This is a genomic window from Streptomyces sp. enrichment culture, assembly GCF_964272895.1.
Taxonomy (GTDB): domain Bacteria; phylum Actinomycetota; class Actinomycetes; order Streptomycetales; family Streptomycetaceae; genus Streptomyces.
This window is the reverse complement of record NZ_OZ186832.1, coordinates 3609739-3634354: the sequence shown is the minus strand read 5'-3', so window position 1 is coordinate 3634354 and position 24616 is coordinate 3609739. Positions and strand designations below refer to the sequence as shown.

The 24616-nt window shown below is 73.1% G+C and carries 20 protein-coding genes, 4 tRNA genes and 1 other RNA gene; 11 read left to right on the top strand and 14 right to left on the bottom strand.

The window, feature by feature from the left end:
• Positions 1 to 42: 42 nt before the first annotated feature.
• Together ACSU6M_RS16400 and ACSU6M_RS16395 are read left to right on the top strand one after the other, a co-directional pair.
• A complete protein-coding gene (locus tag ACSU6M_RS16400) occupies positions 43 to 1218 on the top strand; it encodes a sensor histidine kinase (RefSeq protein WP_437070459.1) in 1176 nt (391 codons plus the stop codon).
• A complete protein-coding gene (locus tag ACSU6M_RS16395; protein ID WP_437070458.1) occupies positions 1215 to 1841 on the top strand; it encodes a response regulator in 627 nt (208 codons plus the stop codon). Before ACSU6M_RS16400 ends, ACSU6M_RS16395 begins: the two co-directional genes overlap by 4 nt.
• A gap of 2 nt (positions 1842 to 1843) precedes the next feature.
• Here the strand turns inward: ACSU6M_RS16395 and ACSU6M_RS16390 are convergent, their stop codons facing one another.
• The 6 genes from ACSU6M_RS16390 to ACSU6M_RS16365 all read right to left on the bottom strand — a co-directional run bounded on the left by ACSU6M_RS16390 (position 1844) and on the right by ACSU6M_RS16365 (position 6624).
• Positions 1844 to 2941 (bottom strand): YncE family protein, encoded by a 1098-nt coding sequence (locus ACSU6M_RS16390; RefSeq protein WP_437070457.1) that lies wholly within the window; start codon positions 2939 to 2941, stop codon positions 1844 to 1846.
• A complete protein-coding gene (locus tag ACSU6M_RS16385) occupies positions 2938 to 3537 on the bottom strand; it encodes an ankyrin repeat domain-containing protein (protein WP_437075174.1) in 600 nt (199 codons plus the stop codon). The genes ACSU6M_RS16390 and ACSU6M_RS16385 overlap by 4 nt, the downstream gene beginning before the upstream one ends.
• A 91-nt stretch (positions 3538 to 3628) precedes the next feature.
• Positions 3629 to 4192 (bottom strand): GlcG/HbpS family heme-binding protein, encoded by a 564-nt coding sequence (locus tag ACSU6M_RS16380; RefSeq protein WP_437070456.1) that lies wholly within the window; start codon positions 4190 to 4192, stop codon positions 3629 to 3631.
• Positions 4193 to 5231: 1039 nt separating this feature from the next.
• The gene (locus ACSU6M_RS16375) at positions 5232 to 5549 is read right to left on the bottom strand and encodes a hypothetical protein (protein WP_437070455.1); all 318 of its coding nucleotides are present in this window, start codon (positions 5547 to 5549) and stop codon (positions 5232 to 5234) included.
• A 596-nt stretch (positions 5550 to 6145) separates the two neighbouring features.
• A complete protein-coding gene (locus ACSU6M_RS16370; RefSeq protein WP_437070454.1) occupies positions 6146 to 6367 on the bottom strand; it encodes a hypothetical protein in 222 nt (73 codons plus the stop codon).
• A 169-nt stretch (positions 6368 to 6536) separates the two neighbouring features.
• Positions 6537 to 6624 (bottom strand) — tRNA-Ser (locus tag ACSU6M_RS16365).
• 96 nt (positions 6625 to 6720) lie between these two features.
• Between ACSU6M_RS16365 and ffs the strand changes: the two genes are divergently transcribed.
• From ffs to ACSU6M_RS16335, 6 genes are all read left to right on the top strand, one after another.
• An RNA gene (gene ffs / locus ACSU6M_RS16360) (signal recognition particle sRNA small type) lies at positions 6721 to 6815 on the top strand.
• Positions 6816 to 6874: 59 nt separating this feature from the next.
• A complete protein-coding gene (locus ACSU6M_RS16355; protein WP_437070453.1) occupies positions 6875 to 9298 on the top strand; it encodes a DNA polymerase III subunit gamma and tau in 2424 nt (807 codons plus the stop codon).
• Between the two features lie 294 nt (positions 9299 to 9592).
• The gene (gene purD, locus ACSU6M_RS16350; RefSeq protein WP_437070452.1) at positions 9593 to 10843 is read left to right on the top strand and encodes a phosphoribosylamine--glycine ligase; all 1251 of its coding nucleotides are present in this window, start codon (positions 9593 to 9595) and stop codon (positions 10841 to 10843) included.
• Positions 10844 to 11162: 319 nt separating this feature from the next.
• The gene (locus ACSU6M_RS16345; RefSeq protein ID WP_437070451.1) at positions 11163 to 13496 is read left to right on the top strand and encodes a hypothetical protein; all 2334 of its coding nucleotides are present in this window, start codon (positions 11163 to 11165) and stop codon (positions 13494 to 13496) included.
• Between the two features lie 291 nt (positions 13497 to 13787).
• A complete protein-coding gene (locus ACSU6M_RS16340) occupies positions 13788 to 15341 on the top strand; it encodes a N,N-dimethylformamidase beta subunit family domain-containing protein (RefSeq protein ID WP_437070450.1) in 1554 nt (517 codons plus the stop codon).
• Between the two features lie 70 nt (positions 15342 to 15411).
• The gene (locus ACSU6M_RS16335; protein WP_437070449.1) at positions 15412 to 16311 is read left to right on the top strand and encodes a phosphoribosylaminoimidazolesuccinocarboxamide synthase; all 900 of its coding nucleotides are present in this window, start codon (positions 15412 to 15414) and stop codon (positions 16309 to 16311) included.
• Positions 16312 to 16408: 97 nt separating this feature from the next.
• Here the strand turns inward: ACSU6M_RS16335 and ACSU6M_RS16330 are convergent.
• The 8 genes from ACSU6M_RS16330 to ACSU6M_RS16295 all read right to left on the bottom strand — a co-directional run bounded on the left by ACSU6M_RS16330 (position 16409) and on the right by ACSU6M_RS16295 (position 21006).
• Positions 16409 to 16481: transfer RNA gene (locus ACSU6M_RS16330), tRNA-Gly, on the bottom strand.
• Between the two features lie 23 nt (positions 16482 to 16504).
• A complete protein-coding gene (locus tag ACSU6M_RS16325; protein WP_437070448.1) occupies positions 16505 to 17116 on the bottom strand; it encodes a response regulator in 612 nt (203 codons plus the stop codon).
• Complete coding sequence (locus ACSU6M_RS16320; RefSeq protein WP_437070447.1) at positions 17113 to 18333, bottom strand: sensor histidine kinase; 1221 nt, start codon at positions 18331 to 18333, stop codon at positions 17113 to 17115. Before ACSU6M_RS16320 ends, ACSU6M_RS16325 begins: the two co-directional genes overlap by 4 nt.
• Positions 18334 to 18360: 27 nt before the next feature.
• The gene (locus tag ACSU6M_RS16315) at positions 18361 to 19179 is read right to left on the bottom strand and encodes an ABC transporter permease (RefSeq protein ID WP_437070446.1); all 819 of its coding nucleotides are present in this window, start codon (positions 19177 to 19179) and stop codon (positions 18361 to 18363) included.
• Between the two features lie 77 nt (positions 19180 to 19256).
• Complete coding sequence (locus tag ACSU6M_RS16310) at positions 19257 to 20210, bottom strand: ABC transporter ATP-binding protein (RefSeq protein ID WP_437070445.1); 954 nt, start codon at positions 20208 to 20210, stop codon at positions 19257 to 19259.
• Positions 20211 to 20340: 130 nt separating this feature from the next.
• A tRNA-Gly gene (locus ACSU6M_RS16305) sits at positions 20341 to 20413 on the bottom strand.
• 80 nt (positions 20414 to 20493) lie between these two features.
• Positions 20494 to 20565 (bottom strand) — tRNA-Gly (locus ACSU6M_RS16300).
• Between the two features lie 123 nt (positions 20566 to 20688).
• Complete coding sequence (locus ACSU6M_RS16295; RefSeq protein WP_437070444.1) at positions 20689 to 21006, bottom strand: histone-like nucleoid-structuring protein Lsr2; 318 nt, start codon at positions 21004 to 21006, stop codon at positions 20689 to 20691.
• 309 nt (positions 21007 to 21315) lie between these two features.
• Between ACSU6M_RS16295 and purS the strand changes: the two genes are divergently transcribed.
• The 3 genes from purS to purL are packed head-to-tail and all read left to right on the top strand — an operon-like array spanning position 21316 to position 24511.
• Positions 21316 to 21579, top strand: a complete 264-nt coding sequence (purS, locus tag ACSU6M_RS16290; RefSeq protein WP_015659417.1) for a phosphoribosylformylglycinamidine synthase subunit PurS — start codon at positions 21316 to 21318, stop codon at positions 21577 to 21579.
• On the top strand, positions 21576 to 22256 hold the full coding sequence (purQ, locus tag ACSU6M_RS16285; protein ID WP_437070443.1) for a phosphoribosylformylglycinamidine synthase subunit PurQ: 681 nt from the start codon (positions 21576 to 21578) through the stop codon (positions 22254 to 22256). The genes purS and purQ overlap by 4 nt, the downstream gene beginning before the upstream one ends.
• Positions 22253 to 24511 carry a phosphoribosylformylglycinamidine synthase subunit PurL gene (purL, locus tag ACSU6M_RS16280; protein WP_437070442.1) on the top strand — a complete coding sequence of 753 codons (2259 nt, stop codon included), beginning with the start codon at positions 22253 to 22255 and terminating at the stop codon, positions 24509 to 24511. Before purQ ends, purL begins: the two co-directional genes overlap by 4 nt.
• The last annotated feature ends 105 nt before the right edge of the window (positions 24512 to 24616 follow it).

The following is a 24616-nucleotide window of genomic DNA, read 5'->3' as shown; positions in this document are numbered from 1 at the left end:
TGGAGGTGTTTGCCCAGTTCAGCGGCGTCGGGAAGGCCAGGGATGACTCCAGCAGAGGAACGGGACGACACCCGCGCCCTCGCGGTCGTCATGCACAGCGCCTTCTTCGTGCTGCTCGGCGCCTCCCTCGCGCGCTACCTCGCCCGGCACGCCGGCGAGCCCCGGATGCCCTGGGTCATCGCCCTGTCCGTGCTGCTGGCGGCGCTGTATGTGCTGGGGGGCGCGCTCGGTACGCGGCTCAGTGCGCGCCGGCTGGTCTGGCTGGGCGCGGTGGTCGGGGCGTGGGCCGTGCTGGTGGTGATGGCGCCCAGCTTCGCCTGGTGTGCCGTGCCGCTGTTCTACACCGGGCTGCGGACGCTGCCGGTGCGGGCCGCGGTGACGCTGGTGGCGCTGCTGACCGCGCTGACCGTGGGCGCGCAGCTGAAGCTGGCCGGCTGGGCCGATCCGAATGTGCTGCTCGCGCCGCCCGCCGTCGCCGCCGTGGCCACCACCGTGTTCGTGGTGATGGAACGGCAGACCGCGCGGCAGCGGGCCATCGTCGACGATCTGATCCGCACCCGCCGCGAGCTGGCCGCCACCGAGCGCCGGGAGGGAACGCTGGCGGAGCGGGAGCGGCTCGCCCGCGAGATCCATGACACGCTGGCGCAGGGACTGTCCAGCCAGCGCATGCTGCTCCAGGCCGCCGACCGGGTCTGGGACAGCGCCCCGGACACCGCCCGCGGTCATGTCCGTACGGCCGCCTCCATCGCCGAGTCCAACCTCGCCGAGGCCCGCCGGTTCGTGCACGACCTCACCCCGGCCGACCTCGCCGGTGCGGGCGGGCTGCCTCAGGCGCTGCGGGCGGTCGCCGCGCGGGAGAGCGGGGCCGGGCTGACCGTGCGGGTGCACACCGAGGGCGTCCTGCCGGTGCCGCTGCCCGCGCCGGTGGAGTCCGCGCTGCTGCGGATCGCTCAGGGCGCCCTGGCCAACGTACGCGAACACGCGCACGCCACCACGGCCACGCTCACGCTGACGTGCCTGGACGACCAGATCCTGCTCGATGTGGCCGACGACGGCAGCGGGTTCGACCCCGAGGACGTGCAGGCGTCGGCCGCCCGCGGGTACGGGCTGCCCGCCATCCGGGCCCGGCTGCGTCAGCTCGGCGGCACGCTCGCCGTGGAGTCCGCGCCCGGTGAGGGCACCGTCCTGTCCGCCGCGATCCCCCTGGAGCCGAAATGACGCGGGTTCTCGTCTGCGACGACCACGTGGTGGTGCGGGCCGGTCTGCTCGCCCTGCTCGGCAGCGCCCCGGACATCGAGGTGGTGGGGGAGGCGGGCAGCGGGGAGGAGGCCGTCGCGCTGGCCCGGAAGCTCGATCCGGACGTGGTGCTGATGGATCTTCAGCTCGGGGCGGGGATCGACGGGGTGGAGGCCACCCGGCGGATCGTCGCCGCGCGCCGCGGGGGCAGGCCGCATGTGCTGGTGCTGACGACGTACGACACGGACGCGGACATCACGCGTGCCATCGAGGCCGGGGCCACCGGCTATCTGCTGAAGGCCGAGCGGCCCGAGGAGCTGTTCGCCGCCCTCCACGCCGCCGCCGAGGGCCGCACCGCGCTGTCCGCGCCCGTCGCCGGGCGGGTCATGGCCCAGATGCGCAGCCCCCGCCCCGCCCTCACGCCCCGCGAGCGCGACATCCTCACCCACCTCGCGCAGGGGCTGCCCAACCGCGAGATCGCCCGCACCCTGTTCATCAGCGAGGCCACCGTGAAGACGCATCTGCGGCGGATCTACGACAAGCTCGGCGTCGACACCCGTGCGGGAGCCGTGTCGGTGGCCAAGGAGCAGCGGCTGGTGCCCTGAGGTCACAGGACCGCTATCCCCAGGGGGCGGTGCCCCGCGGGGAGGCGGCGGGTGGTGCCGGTGGGGAGGTCGACGACCGTGATGCCGTCCCAGTGGCCGTCCCGCGTGAAGCCGCCGGTGACATAGGCGGTGCGGCCGTCGCGGGACACGGCGACGTCCTCGTGCGGGCCGTCCAGCTCGATCACGCGTTCCCGTCCGGTGGGGGTGCGGACGGTCAGGGAGGGGCCGCGGTCCTGCGACGGGTCGATGGGGCCGGTGCCCACGACCAGGACGGTGCCGTCCGGGGTGACGGTGACCCCGTGCTGGTGGGTGTTCGCCGTCATCGGCTCGATCGCGGAGCGGCCGGTGCGCGGGTCGAGCACGACCAGTCTCTCGCCCTCGAACGGCAGCAGCAGACGGCCGTCGCCGGGGCGTACGGCCGCGTAGTGCGGCTTCAGCCAGGAGCCGAGGCCGCCCTCCGTGCCGTAGGGCGCCACCTCGATGCGGTGGGGGCGGCCGCGCTCGGGGACGACGGTGACGTCGAAGGAGTCGTGGCCGGTGGCGTACACCTCGGAGCCGTCCCGCGAGACGTCCACGTCGAAGGGGCGGCGGCCCACCGGGACCGTGCGGGTCACCCGGAGCGTGGTGGTGTCGAGGGTCTCCAGGACGCCGTGTCCGCCGGGGAGGTTCACCCCGACGTGGACGTGCCGGCCGTCGGGGGACAGGGCGATGCCCATGCCGCCGCCGCGGTACTCGCCGTGCGTCGGCGGTCCCAGGCGGGAGGGCGGGGTGCGGTACGGGACCAGGGCCAGGCGGCGGCGGGCGCGGGTGTCGATCACGGCGACGCCCTCGGCGGCCGCGACCCAGGCCCGGCCGTCCTTCCCGACGGCCAGTCCGTAGGGGGCGGTGCCGGCCTCGACGGAGGCGACGGGGCCGGTCGCCGCGTCGACGAAGGTGACGGTGTCGGCGCCGAAGTCGCTGACGAGGAGCCGTTCGCCGGGGACCGCGTCCGGGGCGGGAGCGGTCCTACGGGGCTTCGCGCGCGGTCGCTCCGCCGGGGACGGCGTGCAGGCGGCGGCCGTCGTGACGGCCAGGGCGCCGAGGAAGGCGCGGCGGTTCATCGGGTGGCCCTTCGCAGCAGGGCGGCGATCTGCTCGAAGCCGCGGCGTTCGGCGTGCTCCAGGGGTGGGGTGCCGTCGGCGTCGGGGAGGCCGGGGTCGGCGCCGGCGGCGAGGAGGAGTTCGACGATCTGCTGGTGGGCGCGGCCGCCGTCGCCGAGGATGACCGCCTCCAGCAGGGCGGTCCAGCCGAGACGGTTGACGTGGTCGACGTCGATGTCGGTCTCGTCCAGGACGGCACGGACGTAGGCGACGTGGCCGCGTTCGGCGGCGGGGATGAGGCAGACGCCGCCGTAGCGGTTGCGCAGGGTCAGGTCGGGGGCGTGCGGGAGCAGCAGGCGCATCATGGCGACGCTGCCGGTGACCCCGGTGACCAGCCAGGGGGTGTCCTGCCGGTCGTCGCGCGCGTTCGGGTCGGCGCCCGCGGCCAGCAGCAGCCGGGCGGTGCCGACGCGGTCGGCGAGAGCGGCGCGCAGCAGCGGGGTGCGGCCGTGCTCGTCACGGGCCTCGACGTCGGCACCGGCCTGGAGGGCGAGGCGGACCGTGGCGGTGTCGCCGCGTTCGGCGGCCAGGAGCAGCTCGTGGTCGAAGGCGGTCACCGGGTTCCTTCCGCGGCGGGCCAGGGTTCTCAGCATCGGCGTCCTCCCCGCGGCCGGCCGGGCCCACCGCGGGGCGGGCCCGGCCGTCGCGTCACTTGGCGAGCGCGGCGGCGCCGGCCTGGGCGTACTTCTCGTCCAGGTCGCCGGACGGGGCGCCGGCGACACCGATGCCCGCGATCGGGGCGCCCTTGGCGGTGACGGGGGCGCCGCCGCCGAGGAACAGGGTGCCGGGGATGTCCTTCAGGTTCGGGGCCTGCTCCAGGCGCTTGGCGAGCTCCGAGGTGGGGGCGTTCCAGGAGACGGCGGTGTACGCCTTGCGCTCGGCGGACTCGTAGGACTGCGGGCCGGCGCCGTCGCCGCGCAGGGTGACGAGGGTGTTGCCGTTGCGGTCCACGACGGCGACGGAGACGCGCTGGCCGTCCTTCTCGGCGGCCTCCAGCGCGGCCTCGGCGGCCTCGGTGGCGGCGTCGATGGTCAGGTGCGTGGTCTGCACGGTGTTGCTCTGCGCGGCGGCGACCGGGGCGGTGGCCTTCGGGGCGTCGGCGGCGCTCGCGGCGACGGTGCCGAACGTGCCGGCGGCGACGGCGGCCAGGACGGCGCTGCCGGTGAGGACGCGGGTGCGGGTGGACAGCTTCTTCTTGCGACCGTGCTGCATGTCGGGAGCCCTTCGTGTGTGTCTCGGCCGCTCGTCGGCCTTGCCTTGCTTCGATCCTCTGCCGGGATCGGCGCCCGGACGGTCGGCGGAGAGGCTGCGTGCGGCGGGCGGAAGGGATGAACCGGGGGTCGTCCGAACGGATGACCCAGTCGCCGGGATCTGTGCGCAGGGCTGGGCCGAAACCGGCCGGCTGTTCCGGGGCGGAAACCGCCGTTGCGTCGGCGGGCATGTCCAAAGCCGTCACGCTGCGCGGGTTGGGGGGCTTTTCTTGGGTGGCCTCGGAATTCCCGAGCAAGTCCCTTCTGATGTCACTGCTGAAGTCGCTTCTGGTGTCACTTCTGAAGTCGCTTCGGAAAGCGGAGGACTTCCCGGCCCGGAAACAGCGCGGATTCCGCGGATTCCAAGGAGCGGGGCGCTTGCCGAAGCAGCCCTTGCGGACGCTCACGCGGCCCGCGTTCTCCAGGGCCGTGACCGCCTTGCTCAGCACTGAGTCGGAGACGCCGCAGTAGTCCCGTACCGCGGCGAACTCGGCTCCGCGCAGCCGGACAGGAACGCGGCCGCCGTCAGCCGGGTCGGATGGTGGATCTCCTCGTCCAGGGCGGGCGGCTGCCGGGGCCGGTCATGACGCGTTGCAGGCCCGCGTACGCGCCTGGAGGCCCTGGCGCACAGGTCGTCAGCCGCGGCAGGGCCGGCAGCCCCCGGCCGCGCCACGGCGAGCGCGCGCCGCGCGAGGTGAAGCAGGGGGGCGACCCCACTTCGGTGCAGGGCCGGCCAGTTCACGCCCAGCGGGCCGACGAGGCAGACGAAGCAGACGAAGCAGACGAGGGCCACGGCGACGACGATCCCCCTCGGCCCGCTGTCGGACCGGGAGAGGCCCAGCAGGGCCAATCCCCCCGCGCACAGCAGCCCTTGGGCCGGGGCAGCCCGAACTTTCCGGACCGGCAAGTACTTTCACTCAGGGTGCCGACGGCCCCCGCAACGCGAACGCCCGGCCGGGAGCCCCCGGCCGGGCGTCGCGAGCTGCGCGCCGAACCCGCGGCTAGGCGGCCTGCTTGGCCTCGCGCACCAGTTGGGCGGCCAGCGCCAGCCCCAGGCCGGGGAGCGCGTCCCGCAGCGCCTTGATCGCGGCGACCTCGTGGGTCCGCGGGTCTATCCCCTGCTCCCCGAGCACCTGTGCGACCCACCGCACCCGCGGGTCGGAGCCGGCGAACCGGTCGAGGATGCTCAGCGCGGCCCGCAGCCCGGGCTCCTCGGCCGCGGACGCGCCGGCCAGCGCCTGCCGGACGGCCTCCCGCGCCTCGTCGAGATCGCTCAGCGCGACCAGATGGGCTTCCCTCTTGCCGAGGCTTCCGAGCATTCTCCGACCCTCTCTGTCACGACTCGTGGTCGCCGCCACGCTACATCCGCCCGGAATCCCGGAGGCCGCGAGCCCAACCGTGCGCCCCCGCGTCCGGGCCATTTCACCGGCGCTGCGGCACGTCCTCCCCGGCCGTGGCCTCCACGCAATGAGGGCCATTGTTTTTCCGATGCGCCCTGCGCCGGCATTGCCCTCTGAATTGGACCGATTCCACTGTGGCCGTACCGCCGAGGGACGGCCGGGGACCTCGCCGGGGCGCTCGCCGGGGACGCGGGGCGACGTCGCTCATGCACGCAAGAGGGCCGGACCACGTGATGCGGTCCGGCCCTCTTGGGGATGTCCGGGAGCTACGCGGCCTCGGGCCGCGTCAGCGATGTGCCCGAGGCGGGCGCCTGTGGCTCCTCGGGCGGCAGGGTCTCGTCGTCCCCGAAATCGGGGGCCTGGAAGGGATTGGTCGCCGGCGGCGGTGATGCTGCGACGGAGCGTCGGGGTTGCCCCTCCGGGGCGGAGAACAGCGACGTCAGATCGATGAGAGAACTCTCTTTCGTGGCGGGTCCCGGAAGGGACCCGAGGTGCCGTGACCGGGCACTGCGGTCCTACAGCTTGGTCATCTTGCCGTACGGGCTCAAGATCCGCATCTGAGCGGAGCCGAAGTCCACGTGCGCCGCGATTCCGTCCTCGATGCCGACGACCCGGCCGAGGCCGTACACGTCATGGGTGACCTGGTCCCCCACGGCGAAGTGCTTGGGGGCCGGTACGACCGGCGCCTTGAAGGGGCTGGTAGGCAGATGACGCTTCGGTGCAGCAGGCTTTGTCATGGCTCAGTATGCGCCCAACCGCCCCCCGCCCGCTGTGGCTGCGGGCACAGTCCCTCCCGGCAGCCCCCACCCCCACCGCACTGACCTGGCCCTTCACCGCCGACCGGCCCCCAAATTCCCGCAGGAACGCCGAAGGGCCGGACCACTGTCGCGGTCCGGCCCCTCGGGCTGGCGGAGGATACGAGATTCGAACTCGTGAGGGGTTGCCCCCAACACGCTTTCCAAGCGTGCGCCCTAGGCCTCTAGGCGAATCCTCCGCCGGAAACATTACATGACCGAGAGGTGTGCTCGCGAACCCGTTCCCGTCGGCCCCGGGCGGTCGTTCTCCCTGGCCGCGATCGGGTACCCTTGGCGCAGCCCCTCACGCGGCGCTATCTGACTGAACTCCCCCAGGGCCGGAAGGCAGCAAGGGTAGGTCGGCTCTGGCGGGTGCGTGGGGGGCGTCTGCGTTCGGGGTCACGCTGCGGGCCGTCCGGATTGTCAGTGGGCGCCTATAACCTCGTATGCGTGTCGTCTCTCGCGCTGTACCGCCGCTATCGCCCGGAGTCGTTCGCCGAGGTCATCGGGCAGGAGCATGTCACCGACCCGTTGCAGCAGGCGCTGCGGAACAACCGGGTCAATCACGCGTACCTGTTCAGCGGTCCGCGCGGCTGCGGCAAGACCACCAGCGCACGCATCCTCGCCCGGTGCCTGAACTGTGAGCAAGGTCCCACGCCGACGCCCTGCGGGGAGTGCCAGTCGTGCCGGGACCTCGCCAGGAACGGTCCGGGTTCCATCGACGTCATCGAGATCGACGCCGCGTCCCACGGCGGTGTGGACGACGCCCGTGAGCTGCGCGAGAAGGCGTTCTTCGGCCCCGCCTCCAGCCGGTACAAGATCTACATCATCGACGAGGCCCACATGGTCACGTCGGCCGGTTTCAACGCGCTCCTGAAGGTCGTCGAGGAGCCCCCGGAGCATCTGAAGTTCATCTTCGCCACCACCGAGCCCGAGAAGGTCATCGGGACCATCCGCTCGCGTACGCACCACTACCCCTTCCGGCTGGTGCCGCCGGGCACCCTGCGGGACTACCTGGGCGAGGTGTGCCAGAAGGAGCAGATCCCCGTCGAGGACGGGGTGCTGCCGCTCGTCGTGCGGGCCGGTGCCGGTTCCGTGCGTGACTCCATGTCCGTCATGGACCAGCTCCTCGCCGGCGCGGGCGAGGAGGGTGTGACGTACGCCATGGCCACCTCCCTCCTCGGCTACACCGACGGCTCGCTCCTCGACTCCGTCGTCGAGGCGTTCGCCACCGGTGACGGGGCCGCCGCCTTCGAGGTCGTCGACCGCGTCATCGAGGGCGGCAACGACCCCCGGCGCTTCGTCGCCGACCTGCTGGAGCGCCTGCGGGACCTGGTCATCCTCGCCGCCGTGCCCGACGCCGCCGAGAAGGGGCTCATCGACGCCCCGGCCGACGTCATCGAGCGCATGCAGGCCCAGGCGAGCACCTTCGGCGCCGCCGAGCTCAGCCGCGCCGCCGACCTGGTCAACGAGGGGCTGACCGAGATGCGCGGCGCCACCTCCCCGCGCCTGCAGCTGGAGCTGATCTGCGCCCGCGTGATGCTGCCCGCGGCCTACGGCGACGAACGCTCGGTCATGGCCCGCCTGGACCGCATCGAGCGCGGCGTCGCCTTCTCCGCGGGCGGGCCCGCGGGGATGCCGGCCATGGGGTACGTCCCCGGACCGGAGGCCCATGCCGGCGGCCCCCAGACCCACGGCCACGGCACCGTCCCCGCGCCTGCCCCCTCGCAGGCCGAGCCGGTCCCGCCGGGCGGGGGAGCGGCGGCGGCCCGTGCGGCGGTACGGGGGGCGGGTGCGCCCGGTCCGGGGCAGGGCGCGGGCGCCGCGGGCGGCCCGGGGGGCGGGAGCGGGCCGGCGCCGTCCGCAGCGGTGCCTCCGGCGGCCTCGCAGGCACCTTCGGCACCTGCGGCTCCGGCTCCCACGGCTCCTTCCGGGCCTGTGCCGGCCGCGCCCGCCGCCGAGCACACCGGCTCCGCCGTACCCCAGCCGTCCCCGGCTTCCCCGGCCCCAGCGGCGCCCGCCCCCGGTGCCTGGCCCACCGCCGCCTCGGCGGGCGGCGGCCGTCGCCCCGGCGGCTGGCCCACCGCGGCGGCCCCCGGCGGCGGCGCGAGCCCCGCGCCCTCCGCGGCACCGGCCTCCAGCGCGCCCGCACCCGCGCCCGCCCCCACCCCCGCCTCCCCGGCCCCCGCCGCTCAGGCACCGGCCACCCCCGCGCCCGGCGGTCTCGACCCCCGCGCGCTGTGGCCGAACATCCTGGAGGCCGTGAAGAACCGCCGCCGCTTCACCTGGATCCTGCTCAGCCAGAACGCGCAGGTGGCGGGCTTCGACGGCACCACCCTCCAGCTCGGCTTCGTCAACTCCGGCGCCCGCGACAACTTCATGAGCAGCGGCAGCGAGGACGTGCTGCGCCAGGCCCTGGTCGAGCAGTTCAACGTCCACTGGAAGATCGAGGCGGTCGTCGACCCCTCGGGCGGCTCCGCGCCCGGACAGTCCGGCGGCCCCGGTGGCTACGGCTCTCCGACCCCCGGTGGCTACGGCTCCCAGGCGTCCGGCGGGTACGGCAGCCCGTCCGGCCCCGGCGGCGGTTACGGTTCCGCGTCCGCCCCGGGCGGCTACGGCACCGCCACCGCCGCCCCGCCCCAGTCGGCGCCGCCCTCCCCCACGGCGCAGTCGTCGACGCCGTCCGCCCCCGCCGCCGCACCTGCCCCGGCCCCCCGGCCCCCGGCCCCGGAGCCCACCCCCGCCCCGGTGGCCCCCGAGGACGACATCCCCGAGGACGACGATCCCGACCTCGACGAGTCGGCTCTCTCCGGCCAGGAACTGATCGTGCGGGAGCTGGGCGCGACGGTGGTGGAGGAGTTCACGAACGAGTGAGGGCGGGGGCGGAACCCCCGTCACCGGGTCCGACGGCCACGTCACGGTGAGCGGCGGCCGCGCGCCCGACGGCCACGGCGGCACGCGGTTCACGTCACCTCGTACGGCACCCCTCACCTCGTACGCCCACGTCACCTCGTACGGCCCCCACCGCCTCGTACGGCCCACGTCACCTCGCGGCCCCCGTCACCTCGTACGGCCCACCCCGCCTCGTACGAACCCACAACCCCGCCGCCCCCACCCCTTCAGCGGCCCGCACAAAGGCGCAACCCGGCCTCCGGTTAGGCTGACCCCGTGAAGGTCCTCGTCATCGGCAGCGGCGCCCGCGAACACGCCCTGTGCCGCTCACTGTCCCTCGACCCCGCCGTCACGGCGCTGCACTGCGCCCCCGGCAACGCCGGCATCGCCGAGGTGGCCGAGCTGCACCAGGTCGACGCCCTGGACGGCGCCGCCGTCGCCGCGCTGGCCACGGAGCTCGGCGCCGACCTGGTCGTCGTCGGCCCGGAGGCCCCCCTGGTCGCCGGTGTCGCCGACGCCGTGCGGGAGGCGGGCATCCCGGTCTTCGGCCCCTCCAAGGAGGCCGCGCAGCTGGAGGGCTCCAAGGCATTCGCCAAGGACGTCATGGCGGCGGCGGGCGTCCCGACGGCCCGTTCGTACGTGTGCACGACCGCGGATGAGGTCGCCGAGGCCCTCGACGCCTTCGGCGCCCCGTACGTCGTCAAGGACGACGGCCTGGCCGCCGGCAAGGGCGTCGTCGTCACCTCCGACCTGGAGGCGGCCAAGGCGCACGCGGCGGGCTGCGACCGCGTGGTCATCGAGGAGTTCCTGGACGGCCCCGAGGTCTCCCTCTTCGCGATCACCGACGGCGAGACGGTCGTCCCGCTCCAGCCCGCCCAGGACTTCAAGCGGGCGCTCGACGACGACGAGGGCCCGAACACCGGCGGCATGGGCGCGTACTCCCCGCTGCCGTGGGCCGACCCGAAGCTGGTCGAGGAGGTCATGGAGACCGTCCTCCAGCCGACCGTCGACGAGCTGCGCCGCCGGGGCACCCCGTTCTCCGGCCTGCTCTACGCCGGTCTGGCGATCACCAGCCGCGGTGTGCGGGTCATCGAGTTCAACGCCCGTTTCGGCGACCCGGAGACGCAGGTCGTGCTGGCCCGTCTGAAGACGCCGCTGGCCGGGGTCCTGCTGGCCGCCGCCGAGGGCACCCTCGCGGACCTGGCGCCGCTGCGCTGGAGCGACGAGGCGGCCGTCACGGTCGTCGTCGCCTCGCACAACTACCCCGGCACCCCGCGCACCGGCGACCCCATCACCGGTCTGGACGAGGTGGCCGCCGAGGACGCCCCGCACGCCTACGTCCTGCACGCCGGCACCCGGCGGGACGGGGACGCCGTGGTCAGCGCCGGCGGCCGCGTGCTGTCGGTCACGGCGACCGGCAAGGACCTCACCGAGGCCCGCGAGCGGGCGTACCGGGCGGTCGGCCGCATCCGTCTCGACGGCTCCCAGCACCGTACGGACATCGCGGCGAAGGCCGCGGGGGAGTAGGGCGTACGGCGCTCACCGGGCGTACGGCGCTCACAGGGCCTACGGCGCCCACCGGCTGAACCCCTCAGGCCCCGGATCCGTCTCAGGATCCGGGGCCTGATCCTTGCCCTGCGTCATCCACCTCTCCCCAAAGCCATTCCATCGAGTGACCGATCCCCTATCCGGCTGACGGGGGCCCCGGGTCCAACTAGGGTGCCGCGCAAGCGTTCCGGCACTTGGCCCACCGGCATTGCGATGTCAGTGGCGGGTGCCACAGTGGGGGAGTGAGCAACGCCAGGAAAGCAGCACCAGGTCGGCAGCGAGGGGGTGTGGTCCGGTCGTGACCGGCATGGGTGTGGAGGCGGGCGCGCTGGCCGCACGGTCGCGGGCCCTGGCCGTGCTGCGGGTGCGGGGCCGGGCGCTGGCGCTGGCCCTGCTGCCCGCCGCGGCGGCGGTGATCCTGTGGGCCGGCGGGGCCACGGACCACCTCGTGGGGTCCGGCTGGGACGCCGCCCGCTGGGCGGTCTCGGTGCTCGCGGCGGTGGTGCTGCTCGTGGCGGGCGGTATCGCCCTGGTGGTGGCCCGGGCCAGGCCCGCGCTGAGCCCGACGGTCCCGATCACGGAGGAGGCCGCGCCGGATCTCTACCGTCTCGTACGGGATCTGGCGGACCGTCTCGACGTGCCCGCGCCCTCCGCGATAGCGCTGACCCCGGACTGCGACAGCTGGCTGGAGGACCGCACGCACCCGGCGCACGGCCCGCCCGCCGCGACCGGCCGCGACGAGAGGGCGGACGCCGGCCGGACCGCGCGCCGCGCCTCCACGGCGCCCGTCCTGGTCATCGGCTCCCCGTTCCTGTGGTGGATGCGCGTCGGCGAGCTGCGCGCGGTCCTCGCCCCGGTCGTCGCCGGTACGGGACCGTCGGCGCACCCCGACATAGCCGCGGCCCGGCGTTTCGTCCGGGGTCTGGACGCCGCGGTGGCCGTCGCGTCGGCACCGGCCCGCGTCCCGCTGCTGCGGCCGCTGTGGGCGGGCGTCGGCTGGGTGGCCCGGCTGATGCTGCGCGGCTGCCGGCAGCACGCGGTGGAGATGGAGCGCGGGGTCGCGGCCGCGGCCGCCGAGCGTGCACAGGCTGTGGACTACGGCCTCAGGATCGTCGCCCAGGAGCAGGTGGGCCTGGCCTACGCGGGCTGGGACCGCCTCCTGACGCGGGTCGCCCTGCCGGCCTGGCGCATGGGCCGCTGGCCGTCCCGCCTGGACGCGGGTGTGGTGGCCGCCCTGACGGAACTGTCCCGCCGGGACCGCCTGGCCGAGGGCTTCACCTCGCGCCTCGGCGAGCGCCCCGCCTGCGACCTCCTGGAGGAGCCGGGCGCGATCGACGAGGCCGCCTCGCTCCTGGCCGCCCGCCTCTTCCACGGCGGCCCCGCCGAGCCTAGCCCCGACTGGGCGCCCGTGGACTGGCAGGAGTACCCGGAGGAGGTCGTCGACCGCAAATGGCGCACCGACGCCGCCCGCCTCCACCGCGTCCTCGACACCCTCGGCGTCCGCCGCACCGGCCCCCACCCCGAGGCCCCCACCCTCAACCGAGTCCTGGACCACCTGACCCCCACCGAACCGCCAGCCCACCACCAGCCCGACCCCTCAGAGCCCACCGTTCCCGGTGCTCCGGTGCCTGACGCGGCCCTGGGCATCACCTCGTCCCCGGAGCCCACCATCCCCGGCGCTCCGGCACCCGACGCGGCCCTGGGCCACACCTCGTCCCCGGAGCCCACCGCCTCCGGCGCTCCGGTGCCCGACTCGGCTCTGGGCGTCACCTCGTCCCCGGAGCCCACCGCCCCCGGCACCCCGGCACCCGACGCGGCTCTGGGTCTCACGCCGTCCCCGGAGCCCTCCGCCCCCGGCACCCCGGCACCCGACGCGGCCCTGGGCGTCACCCCGTCCCCTGACGCCACCGCACCCACCGGCGGCGCCCCGACCCCCACCCACGCCCCACCCACCGACTCCGCCCTCGGCCCCACCCCGACCCCCGACCCCACCGCACCCACCGGCGGCGCCCTCACCCCCACCCACGCCCCGGCCACCCACTCCGCCTCCGCGTCCGCCCCCGCCCCCGCCCCGGCGACGGATTCCGCCACCCCCCACCAGGCGGCCGCCGACGGCGAAGGCGCCCCACAGGGGCCACCCGCACCCGACCACGAAACCCGCACGGGTGGTGCGGGTGGGAACACAACGGCCGAAGGCGAAGCCGAGGCCGAGGACGACACCGAACCGGCCCCCACCCCCCGCTCCACCGCCCTCGCCGAATGCCTCCACGCAGAGCTGGCCCGAGAAGAGGCCCAGGCACAACCCACCGGCCCCGACCGTCCCACCACCCCCGGCACCGCCCTCTGGGACGACGACGCCCTCCCCCTCTTCCCCCTCCAGCCTCCCCGCAGCCCTCGTGAACTCCTCGCCGACCACATCACCGCGATGATCTGCTGCGCCGCCATAGACACCGCAGGCGCCACCCCGGGCCTGGACTGGCTGGACGGCCCCTCCCTCCTCGTCCACGGAGAACGCGCCACCGACCTCGCCCCCCGAGTCCTCACTCTCCTTGAGGACGGCGACCCCACCCCCCTGCGCGCCTGGCTGACCGAGGTCGGCATACGCCCCGAGAAACCGGTCCGCCTCGTCTGACCCCTCCCACGCCCGATACCGGAGCGGACCCTTCCACTTTCGGTCAATCGAAGACGAACAGTGACGGGATCCGTGCGCAATGTGATGTGCTGGGACCGGTCGCGCACATGGCAAGAACGCACGACATAGACCAGCCGCGCGCGCCACCCGCAAGAACCACCGCACCGACCGACCACCGAGCCCGTGACCGCCGCCGTACGCCACTCCGCACGCCACTCCGGACAGCAGGCGACACACCGATACACCGATACGCCGCGCAGCGGCACACGGGGCACGAGGGAGGGGAGCCACATGGCATCGGAGCACATCCGCCGCTGGGAGTCCGGCGCACTCGCCCACGCCGTGACGGACCCCTTCGGCCAGGGCCCCCTCCCCTGGCTGCGCGGCACCGAGACGTACTTCGACGACACCGGCCAGGTGGTCCCCTGGTACGTGGACCCCGCCCCGGAGCACCTCGACCCGAAGCACCTCGACCCGAAGCACCTCACCTCCACCCGCCCCACCCGAGAGGGCCCCCGCGTCCCCGCCCCCCGCAACGCCCCCGCCCCGCCCCACGGCGCCCCCCGCTCGGCCGACGACGTCCGCCGCCAGATCAAGGGCTTCGTCTCCACCGGCGCCGTCGCCCCCGGCGAGGCCCTGGACTTCCACATCACCGTGGACCCACCCCAGGAATTCGGCGTCGACATCTACCGCATCGGCCACTACGGCGGCGACGGCGCAGCCAAGATCACCACGAGCCCCCGCCTCTCCGGCATCGTCCAGCCCCCGCCGCTGACCGCCGACCGCACGGTCTCCTGCCACCACTGGTGGCTGTCCTGGCGCCTTCAGGTCCCGTCGTACTGGAGCAACGGCGCCTACGTCGCCGTACTGACCACCGCCGACGGGTACCGCTCCCACATCCCCTTCACGGTCCGCGACGACCACCCGGCCGACCTCCTGCTGGTCCTGCCGGACATCACCTGGCAGGCGTACAACCTCTACCCGGAGGACGGCCGCACCGGCGCCAGCTTCTACCACGCCTGGGACGAGGACGGCCGCCTGCTCGGCGAGGCCGACGCCGCCACCACCGTCTCCTTCGACCGCCCCTACGCCGGCGCCGGCCTGCCCCTGCACGTGGGTCACGCCTACGACTTCATCCGGTTCGCCGAGCGCTACGGCTACGACCTCGCCTACGCCGACGCCCGCGACCTGCACTCCGGCCGCGTCGACCCCGCCCGCTACCGGGGCCTGGTCTTCCCCGGCCACGACGAGTACTGGTCGATCCCCATGCGCCGCACGGCCGAACTGGCCCGCGACACCGGCACCTCCCTGGTCTTCCTGTCCGCCAACACCCTGTACTGGCAGGTCGACCTCGCCCCCTCCCCTTCCGGCGTCCCCGACCGCCTGCTCACCTGCCGCAAGCGCAAGGGCCCCGGAAAACCCGTGCTGTGGCGTGAAATCGACCGTCCCGAGCAGCAGTTGCTCGGCATCCAGTACGCCGGCCGGGTGCCCGAACCGCAGCCCCTGATCGTCCGCAACGCCGGCCACTGGATGTGGGAGGCGACCGGCGCGCACGAGGGCGACGAGATCGAGGGCCTGGTCGCGGGCGAGGCGGACCGCTACTTCCCGCGCACCGCGCTGCCCGAGCACGAGGAGCGCGTCCTGCTCGCCCACTCCCCGTACACCGACGCCGACGGTGGCCGGCGCCACCAGGAGACGTCCCTGTACCGCGCCCCCTCCGGCGCCTGGGTGTTCGCGTCCGGGACGTTCGCCTGGTCACCGGCCCTGGACCGGCCGGGCCACGTCGACCCGCGCATCCAGCGCGCCACCGCCAACCTCCTGGACCGCATCTGCAAACGGGACTGACCCCCTGTCCGCGGCCCGCTCCCCGATACGGGACAATCGAGCCACTTGGACAGAACCACGGGGAGGAACCGTGTCCGGATTCGTCGAAAAGCCCGAGCCCGTTCAGGTGCCGGGCCTGGTGCATCTGCACACCGGCAAGGTGCGCGATCTGTACCGGAACGAGGCGGGCGACCTCGTGATGGTGGCCAGCGACCGCATGTCCGCCTACGACTGGGTGCTGCCCACCGAGATCCCCGACAAGGGCCGGGTGCTCACCCAGCTCTCCCTGTGGTGGTTCGACCAGCTGGCCGACCTGGTCCCCAACCACGTCCTGAGCACCGAGGCGCCCGAGGGCGCCCCCGCCGACTGGGCCGGCCGCACCCTGGTCTGCAAGTCCCTGCGGATGATCCCCGTGGAGTGCGTGGCCCGCGGCTACCTCACCGGCTCCGGCCTCGCCGAGTACCAGCAGTCCCGTACCGTCTGCGGTCTCGCCCTGCCCGAGGGCCTTGTCGACGGCTCCGAACTGCCCGCCCCGATCTTCACCCCGGCCACCAAGGCGGCCGTCGGCGAGCACGACGAGAACGTCTCCTACGAGGAGGTCGCCCGCCAGGTCGGCGCCGACACCGCCGCCCGGCTGCGCCAGACGACCCTCGCCGTCTACGGCCGCGCCCGCGACATCGCCCGTGACCGGGGCATCCTCCTCGCCGACACCAAGTTCGAGTTCGGGTTCGAGGGCGACGAGCTGGTCATCGCCGACGAGGTCCTCACCCCCGACTCCTCCCGCTTCTGGCCGGCCGACCAGTGGCAGCCGGGCCGCGCGCAGCCGTCGTACGACAAGCAGTTCGTGCGGGACTGGCTGACCTCCGCGGAATCCGGCTGGGACCGCAAGAGCGAGCAGCCGCCGCCCGCGCTGCCGGAGCAGATCGTCGAGGCCACCCGCGCCAAGTACGTCGAGGCGTACGAGCGTCTGACGGGCACCAGCTGGGCGTGACACGCCTGTGGCCCCTGGGACACCGGGGGCCAAGGGGCCAACACCCCTTAAGGGCACGAAAAAACCCCGGTCCAGAGGGACCGGGGTTCTTCTCCCGAGCGGACGACGAGGCTCGAACTCGCGACCTCAACCTTGGCAAGGTTGCGCTCTACCAACTGAGCTACGTCCGCAGTGCGCCGTGGCGCGAGAGCAACTATACCCAACCTCGCTCGCGCGCGAGACGCACTGCCGCATGACGGTTCTCCGCACCGAGCTTGGTGACGGCCGAGGAGAGGTAGTTGCGGACCGTCCCCTGGGACAGCGCGGCCCGCTCGGCGATCTCCGCGACGGGCGCCCCGTCGGCCGCCAGCTCCAGTACCTCCGCTTCCCGCGCGGTCAGCGGCGAGTCCCCGGCGGCGATGGCGTCGGCCGCCAACTCCGGGTCGACATAGCGGTTTCCGGCGTGCACGGTACGGATGATCTCGGCGAGCCGCTGGGCGCTGACGGTCTTCGGCACGAAGCCGCGCACCCCGGCCGCGAGCGCCCGCTTCAGATGCCCGGGCCGCCCGTGGCTGGTCACGATCAGCACCTTGCAGGCGGGCAGTTCCGCCCGCAGGGATGTGGCGACCTTCACACCGTCCGCCCCCGGCATCTGCAGATCCAGTACGGCGACATCGGGCGCGTGCGCCCGGGCCATCGCCAGTGCCTCGGGTCCCGTCGCGGCCTCGGCGACGATCACGAGATCGTCCTCCAGCGCGAGCAGCGCGGCCAGGGCACCCCGGATGAGGTGCTCGTCGTCCGCGAGCAGCAGCCGTACGGGAGTCATGCCCGCACCTCGCCCATCGCCGCCAACGGCACCTCGGCCACCACCCGGAACACCCCGTCCCCGGCACACGCCGCCTCCAGCGTGCCCTCCAGCGCGGCCAGCCGCTCCCGCAGCCCCGCCAGTCCCGAGCCGCCCGTATTCGGGCCGGCGGCACCGGCACCGTCGTTCTCCACCGTCAGCACCACCCGCCCCGCCTCCACCCGAAGCCCCACGGCACAGCGCCCGGCGTCCCCGTGCCGCAGCACATTGGTCGTCGCCTCCCGTACGACCCAGCCCAGCGCCGACTGCACCTCGGCGGGCAGCCCGGCGGCCTGCCCGCTGACCTCGCACTCGATCCCGGCGGCCGTCAGCACCCCCTTCGCCCCGGCGAGCTCGACCTCCAGATCGGCCTCCCGGTAGCCGCGTACGACATCGCGCACCTCGCGCTGCGACTCCTGTGCGATCCGCTGCACCTCGGTCATCTGCTCCACGGCCTCCGGCCGTTCCCGCCGGGCCAGTTGGACGGCGAGCTCGCTCTTGAGGGCGATCACGGCGAGGTTGCGCCCCATCACATCGTGCAGATCGCGCGCGAACCGCAGCCGCTCCTCGGCGACCGCGAGCCGGGCACGGGTCTCGCGGGCCGCGTCGAGCTCGTAGACGGCGTTCAGCAGCCAGACGGAGAACATGGAGGTGAAGGCGAGGAACCCGCCGCCGAACAGCACCACGACCGCGGTGAACAGCGCGACGGGCGCGGACAGCCCCAGGGGCCAGGACACGGCGGCGGCCCCCAGCGCGAAGCCGCCCACGACCGCGAACACCCGCCGCCGGTCGCGCACCCCGAGCGCGATGGTGCCCGCCCCGAAGGGCAGGACGCCCCCGAAGACCAGCCCGGCGGAGGACGCCACGTCCCGGCCGCCCGGCCCGTGCTCGGCGAGCGTGATCGCGGCGACGGCGATCGCCGCGGTCACGACGGCGAGCGTCCCCATCAGCCGCAGCGGCTGCGGCCCCTGCCCGCGCGTCCAGTCCAGTGCCCGCGACGCGGTCACCATGACGACCGCGGCGTGCACGCACACCGCGAGCAGCAGCCACACGCCGATCTCCGGCCCGGCCTCGCCCAGGGCGGAGACACCGACGGCGAAGACCTCGGTCACCCCGAAGAAGTGGAACGACCAGCGGGTGTACGTCTCGACCTTGGCCGGCGTGCTCTTGCGCCGCCACCATCCCCCGGGCCTGCGCATCCGTCCCCCAACCCCCGTATCCGTGCGTCAGCGCCGCGGCTCCCACCGGAACCACCGCCGTACAGCAAACACCGCGACCAGTGTCCAGGCCAGAGCGGTCGCCGCGGCGCCCAGCGCCTCGGCCGCCGACAGCTCCCCGCTCCAGCCGCCGCGCACCAGCGTGATCACCCCGGTCAGCGGCAGCAGCTCGAAGGCCGAGGCCACCGTGTCCGGCGCCAGCTCCAGCGGGACCATGATCCCGGAGCCGATCATCGAGATCATCACCAGCGGCAGCGCGGTGGCCTGGGCGCTCTCCACGGTCCGGGTGAAGGCCGCGGTGACGGCGGCCAGCGCCGCGCACAGCACCAGCCCCAGCAGCAGCCCCAGCACGGCGAGATGGACCGCCTTCGGCGCGGGCACGTCCAGCAGCACCGTGCAGCCGGCCACCAGCACCAGCGACTGGAGCAGCCCCGTCACGACGGCCGGCAGCGAGGCCCCGGCCAGGATCTCCGTGTCCCGCAGTTCACCGGTGCGCAGCCGCTTGAGCACCAGCTCCTCGCGCCGCCCGACGAACACGCCGACGAGCGCCGAGTACACCGCGAACAGCAGCGAGAACCCGATGGCGCCGGGCAGCATCACCAGCCCCACGCTCAGCCCCGCCTCGGCGAGCTCCATGTCCTCGATCACCGACCGCACGCTGAACGGCAGCACCAGCGGTACGGCCACCGCCCCGACGAGCATGCCCTTGCTCCGCCCGAACAGGATCAGCTCGGCCCGCGCGAGCGCCCCGACCCGCCCCATGGCCGTGCTCACCGTCGCCGTCCCCGCGGAACGCACCGCGCCCCTGCGCTCCCCGGCCGCTTTCATGCCACCGCCTTCCGTGCCGGTTCCCCCTGCCGTCCTCATCCCGCGACCGCCTTCCGTGCCGGTTCCCCCTGCCGTCCTCATCCCGCGACCGCCTTCCGTGCCGATTTCCCCGCCGCCTCCCGCGCGATCCCCAGAAACGCCTCCTCCAGCGAGGCCGCCCGCACATCCAGCCCGCGCAGCTCCACGCCGGCCCGCTCGGCCCACACCAGCAGCCGGGTCGCCGCCCGCTGGAGCTCATGGGTGCGCAGCCGGACGACCCCGCCGTCCACGCTGTGCCCGCTCACCCCGAGCTCGGCCAGCGGCGGCAGATCACCGAGGACGTAGCCCTCCGGCAGCCGGAAGGAGATGTGGGAGGGCTGCGCCTCGGTCACCTCGGCCGGTGTCCCCGTGGCCGCGATCCGCCCCTGGTGCAGGATCGCCAGCCGCCCGGCGAGATCCTCGGCCTCCTCCAGGTAGTGCGTGGTCAGCAGCACCGTCGTCCCCGCGTCGCGCAGCTCCCGCACCAGCTCCCAGGTCTCCCGGCGCCCCTCCGCGTCGAGCCCGGTCGTCGGCTCGTCGAGGAACAGCACCTCCGGATCGCCCAGCAGCGCCAGCGCCAGGTCCAGCCGTCGGCGCTCCCCGCCCGACAGCTGTTTGACCCGTACGCCGGTCCGGTGGGCGAGCCCCACCCGCTCCAGCACCTCGCCGGTGGGCCGCGCGCCGGTCACGCATCCCGCCCACATCCGTGCGGTCTCGCCGACGGTCAGCTCGGGCGGGAACCCGCCTTCCTGGAGCATCACACCGGTCCGCGGGCGTACGGCGGCCCGCTCGGCGTAGGGATCATGGCCGAGGACGCTCACCCGCCCGCCGCTGGGCCGCGCCAGCCCCTCCAGCAGTTCGACGGTGGAGGTCTTGCCCGCCCCGTTGGTGCCCAGCAGCGCGAAGATCTCCCCGCGTTTCACGTGAAACGTGATCCCGCGAACCGCTTCGAACCCGCCCCCGTACACCCGCCGCAGATCGGTGACATCGATCACGTGGTCTGTCGTGTTCATGCGTTCAGCATCCGACCGGAAGCCCGCGGACAGCAGTGCGTGCTGTCACCACTCGCCATGACAAATGTCAGAGCGGCGCGGTGAGGGCATGAAAAAACCCCGGTCCAGAAGGACCGGGGTTTTTCTCCCGAGCGGACGACGAGGCTCGAACTCGCGACCTCAACCTTGGCAAGGTTGCGCTCTACCAACTGAGCTACGTCCGCATTGCCGCCGATCGGCTTTCACCGACCGGTGCGAGCACCAGCCTACCCGATCCACAGCAGTGGTCGTGACGGCGATGCAGAGCGGGTGACAGGAATCGCACACTGCGCCTTCCCCCTGGAAGGGGGATGTTCTACTACTGAACTACACCCGCATGCCGCTGTGAGCTGGGCTTTCCGGCCCCGCCCCGTGGCGTGCTCCAGACTCTAGCTGATCAGCAGGGGTGCTGTGCAAGTCCGTTGTGCCAGGGGGCGGGTGAGCGGCTGCCGGCGGTGGCTCACTGTGCGGCGCTGAACGCCTCGTAGACCTTCTTGGGGATGCGGCCCCGCGCGGGCACGTCCATCTTGTTCGCCTGGGCCCAGGCCCGTACGGCCGCGGGGTCGGGGGCGACCTCCGTCTGCCGGAAGGCGCGCCCGGACCTCGACCGCTTGCGGCCGGCCTCCACGTAGGGCGCGAGCGCCTTACGCAGTTTCTCGGCATTGGCTTCATTCAGGTCGATCTCGTACGACTTGCCGTCGAGTCCGAAGGCGATCGTTTCCGCCGCTTCAGATCCGTCGATGTCGTCGAAGAGTGTGACCACGACCTTCTGCGCCACGAATATCGGTCCCTTCGTCCGGTAGCCCATGCAGCTCAGCTGCGATGACGTACCGAGTTGTCGGCTATTGCCAATTCATTTGTACAGTGCCCGGCATTGCAAAGGAAGCCCGACTAAATCTCTCCGCGTGTCCGCGCGCAATACCTCTCGCGGGCCGTTCGGCGATCTTTCCCGGAACTTTTCCCGAACGCACCCCTCCGATGCCGGATCGTGATCGCGGTCACGTAGGTTCCTACGACTCTACTCGCGTAGAAATTTTGTGCGGGTAGTCTGAAGGAACCTGCTCAGCACCACACACCGGGAGTGCCAGTGGCACGCGTCGTAGTCGACGTCATGCTCAAGCCGGAGATCCTCGACCCCCAGGGCCAGGCGGTGCAGCGCGCACTGCCGCGGCTGGGTTTCGAAGGCATCTCGGACGTCCGTCAGGGAAAGCGTTTCGAACTGGAAGTTGACGGGCCGGTCGACGAGGCCGCGCTCGCCCGCATCCACGATCTTGCGGAATCCTTCCTCGCCAACACCGTGATCGAGGACTTCACCGTCAAGGTCGAGGAAGTCGCGGAGGCGGCGAAGTGACCGCTCGTATTGGCGTCGTCACTTTCCCGGGGAGTCTCGACGACCGGGACACCCAGCGCGCGATCCGCCTCGCGGGCGCCGAACCGGTCGCCCTGTGGCACAAGGACAAGGACCTCCACCAGGTCGACGCCGTCGTGCTGCCCGGCGGTTTCTCCTACGGCGACTATCTGCGGGCCGGCGCCATCTCCCGCTTCTCGCCGGTGATGGAGACCGTCATCGAGCAGGCGAAGGCCGGCATGCCGGTCCTCGGCATCTGCAACGGCTTCCAGATCCTCACCGAGGCCCACCTGCTGCCCGGCGGCATGCTCGGCAACGACCACCTGCACTTCATCTGCCGCGACCAGAAGCTGCGGGTGGAGAACGCGTCGACGGCCTGGACCAGCGACTACGAGCAGGGCCAGGAGATCCACATCCCGCTGAAGAACATGGACGGCCGCTATGTGGCCGACCAGTACACGCTGGACAAGCTGGAGGCCGAGGGCCGGGTCGCGTTCCGCTATCTGGACTTCAACCCCAACGGCTCGCTGAACGACATCGCCGGCATCACCAACGAGGCCGGCAACGTCGTGGGCCTGATGCCGCACCCGGAGCACGCCACGGAGCCGCTCATCGGCACCGGCCGCACCGACGGCCTCCCCTTCTTCACCTCGATCCTCAAGAAGCTGGTCAACGCATGAGCCGGACGCCTCTGGACACGGTCGAGCACGCGGCCGCGACCCCCGACGTCGAGCTGCCCTGGGCCGAACTCGGCCTGAAGAAGGACGAGTACGAGCGCGTGGTCGAGATCCTCGGCCGCCGGCCCACCGGTGCCGAGCTCGCCATGTACTCGGTCATGTGGTCCGAGCACTGCTCGTACAAGTCCTCCAAGGTCCACCTCCGCCAGTTCGGCGAGAAGGCCCCCCAGTCCGACGCCATGCTCGTCGGCATCGGCGAGAACGCCGGTGTGGTCGACGTCGGCCAGGGCTACGCGGTCACCTTCAAGGTCGAGTCGCACAACCACCCGTCCTATGTCGAGCCCTACCAGGGCGCGGCCACGGGTGTCGGCGGCATCGTCCGCGACATCATCGCGATGGGCGCCCGCCCGGTCGCGGTCGTCGACCCGCTGCGCATGGGCGCGGCCGACCACCCCGACACCAAGCGCGTGCTGCCGGGTGTCGTCGCCGGCATCGGCGGCTACGGCAACTGCCTGGGTCTGCCCAACATCGGCGGCGAGGTCGTCTTCGACTCCTGCTACCAGGGCAACCCGCTGGTCAACGCCGGTGCCATCGGCGTCATGCGGCACGAGGACATCCACCTCGCGAAGGCGTCCGGCGCGGGCAACAAGGTCATCATGTACGGCGCCCGCACGGGCGGCGACGGCATCGGCGGCGCCTCGATCCTGGCCTCCGAGACCTTCGACGACGCCAAGCCCTCGAAGCGTCCCGCCGTGCAGGTCGGCGACCCCTTCCAGGAGAAGCTGCTCATCGAGTGCACCCTGGAGGCGTTCAAGGAGAAGCTCGTGGTCGGCATCCAGGACCTGGGTGCCGCCGGAATCTCCTGCGCCACCAGCGAGTTGGCCTCCAACGGCTCCGGCGGTATGCGCGTCATCCTGGACGACGTCCCGCTGCGCGACTCCACGCTCTCGCCCGAGGAGATCCTCATGAGCGAGTCGCAGGAACGCATGTGCGCGGTCGTCGAGCCCGACAAGGTCGACCGCTTCCTCGAGATCTGCGACAAGTGGGACGTCATCGCCACCGTCATCGGTGAGGTCACCGACGGCGACCGCCTGGAGATCTTCTGGCACGGCGAGAAGATCGTCGACGTCGACCCGCGCACGGTCGCCCACGAGGGCCCGACCTACGAGCGCCCGTACGCCCGCCCGTCCTGGCAGGACGAGCTCCAGGCGGACGACGCGAACAAGCTGCCGCGTCCGGCGACGTCGGAGGAGCTGAAGGACCAGGTCCTGAAGCTGGTGGGTTCGCCCAACCAGGCGTCCAAGAAGTGGATCACCTCCCAGTACGACCACTTCGTGCAGGGCAACACCGTCCTCGCCCAGCCCGAGGACTCCGGCATGATCCGCATCGACGAGGAGACCGGCCTCGGCGTCGCCATCGCGACGGACGGCAACGGCCGGTACGCCAAGCTCGACCCGTACACGGGCGCGCAGCTGGCGCTGGCGGAGGCGTACCGGAACGTGGCGACCACGGGTGCCAAGCCCCTCGCGGTCTCCGACTGCCTCAACTTCGGTTCGCCCGAGGACCCGGCGGTCATGTGGCAGTTCGCGGAGGCCGTGCGCGGTCTGGCCGACGGCTGCCAGCAGCTGGGCACCCCGGTGACCGGCGGCAATGTCTCGCTGTACAACCAGACGGGCGAGGCCGCCATCCACCCGACGCCGGTCGTCGCCGTGCTCGGCGTGATCGACGACGTGGCCCGCCGTACGCCGGTCGCCTTCCAGGAGGAGGGCCAGCTGATCTACCTCCTCGGCGACACGCGTGAGGAGTTCGGTGGCTCGGCCTGGTCCCAGGTGATCCACGACCACCTCGGCGGCCTGCCCCCGCAGGTGGACCTGGAGCGCGAGCGGCTGCTCGCCGACATCCTGATCTCCGCCTCCCGCGACGGCATGATCGACTCCGCGCACGACCTCTCCGACGGCGGCCTGATCCAGGCGGTCGTGGAGTCGGCGCTGCTCGGGGGGAAGGGCGCGCGTCTCGTCGTACCGGACGGGCTCGACGCGTTCACGTTCCTCTTCTCCGAGTCCGCGGGCCGTGCGATCGTGGCCGTCCCGCGCTCCGAGGAGGTCCGCTTCAACGACATGTGCGGCGCCCGGGGTCTGCCCGCCACCCGTATCGGTGTGGTCGACGGTGACACCGTGGAGGTGCAGGGCGAGTTCACCCTCACGCTCGCCGAGCTGCGCGAGGCGCACGAGAGCACCATCCCGGCGCTGTTCGCGTAGGCGCGTCGGCGGCGAAGCCCCCGTCCGGTCCCGTACCGGTCGGGGGCTTCGGCGTTCCCGGACCCCAGGGAAGCGCAGAACAGTTGCACGGAATTACGTAACTCC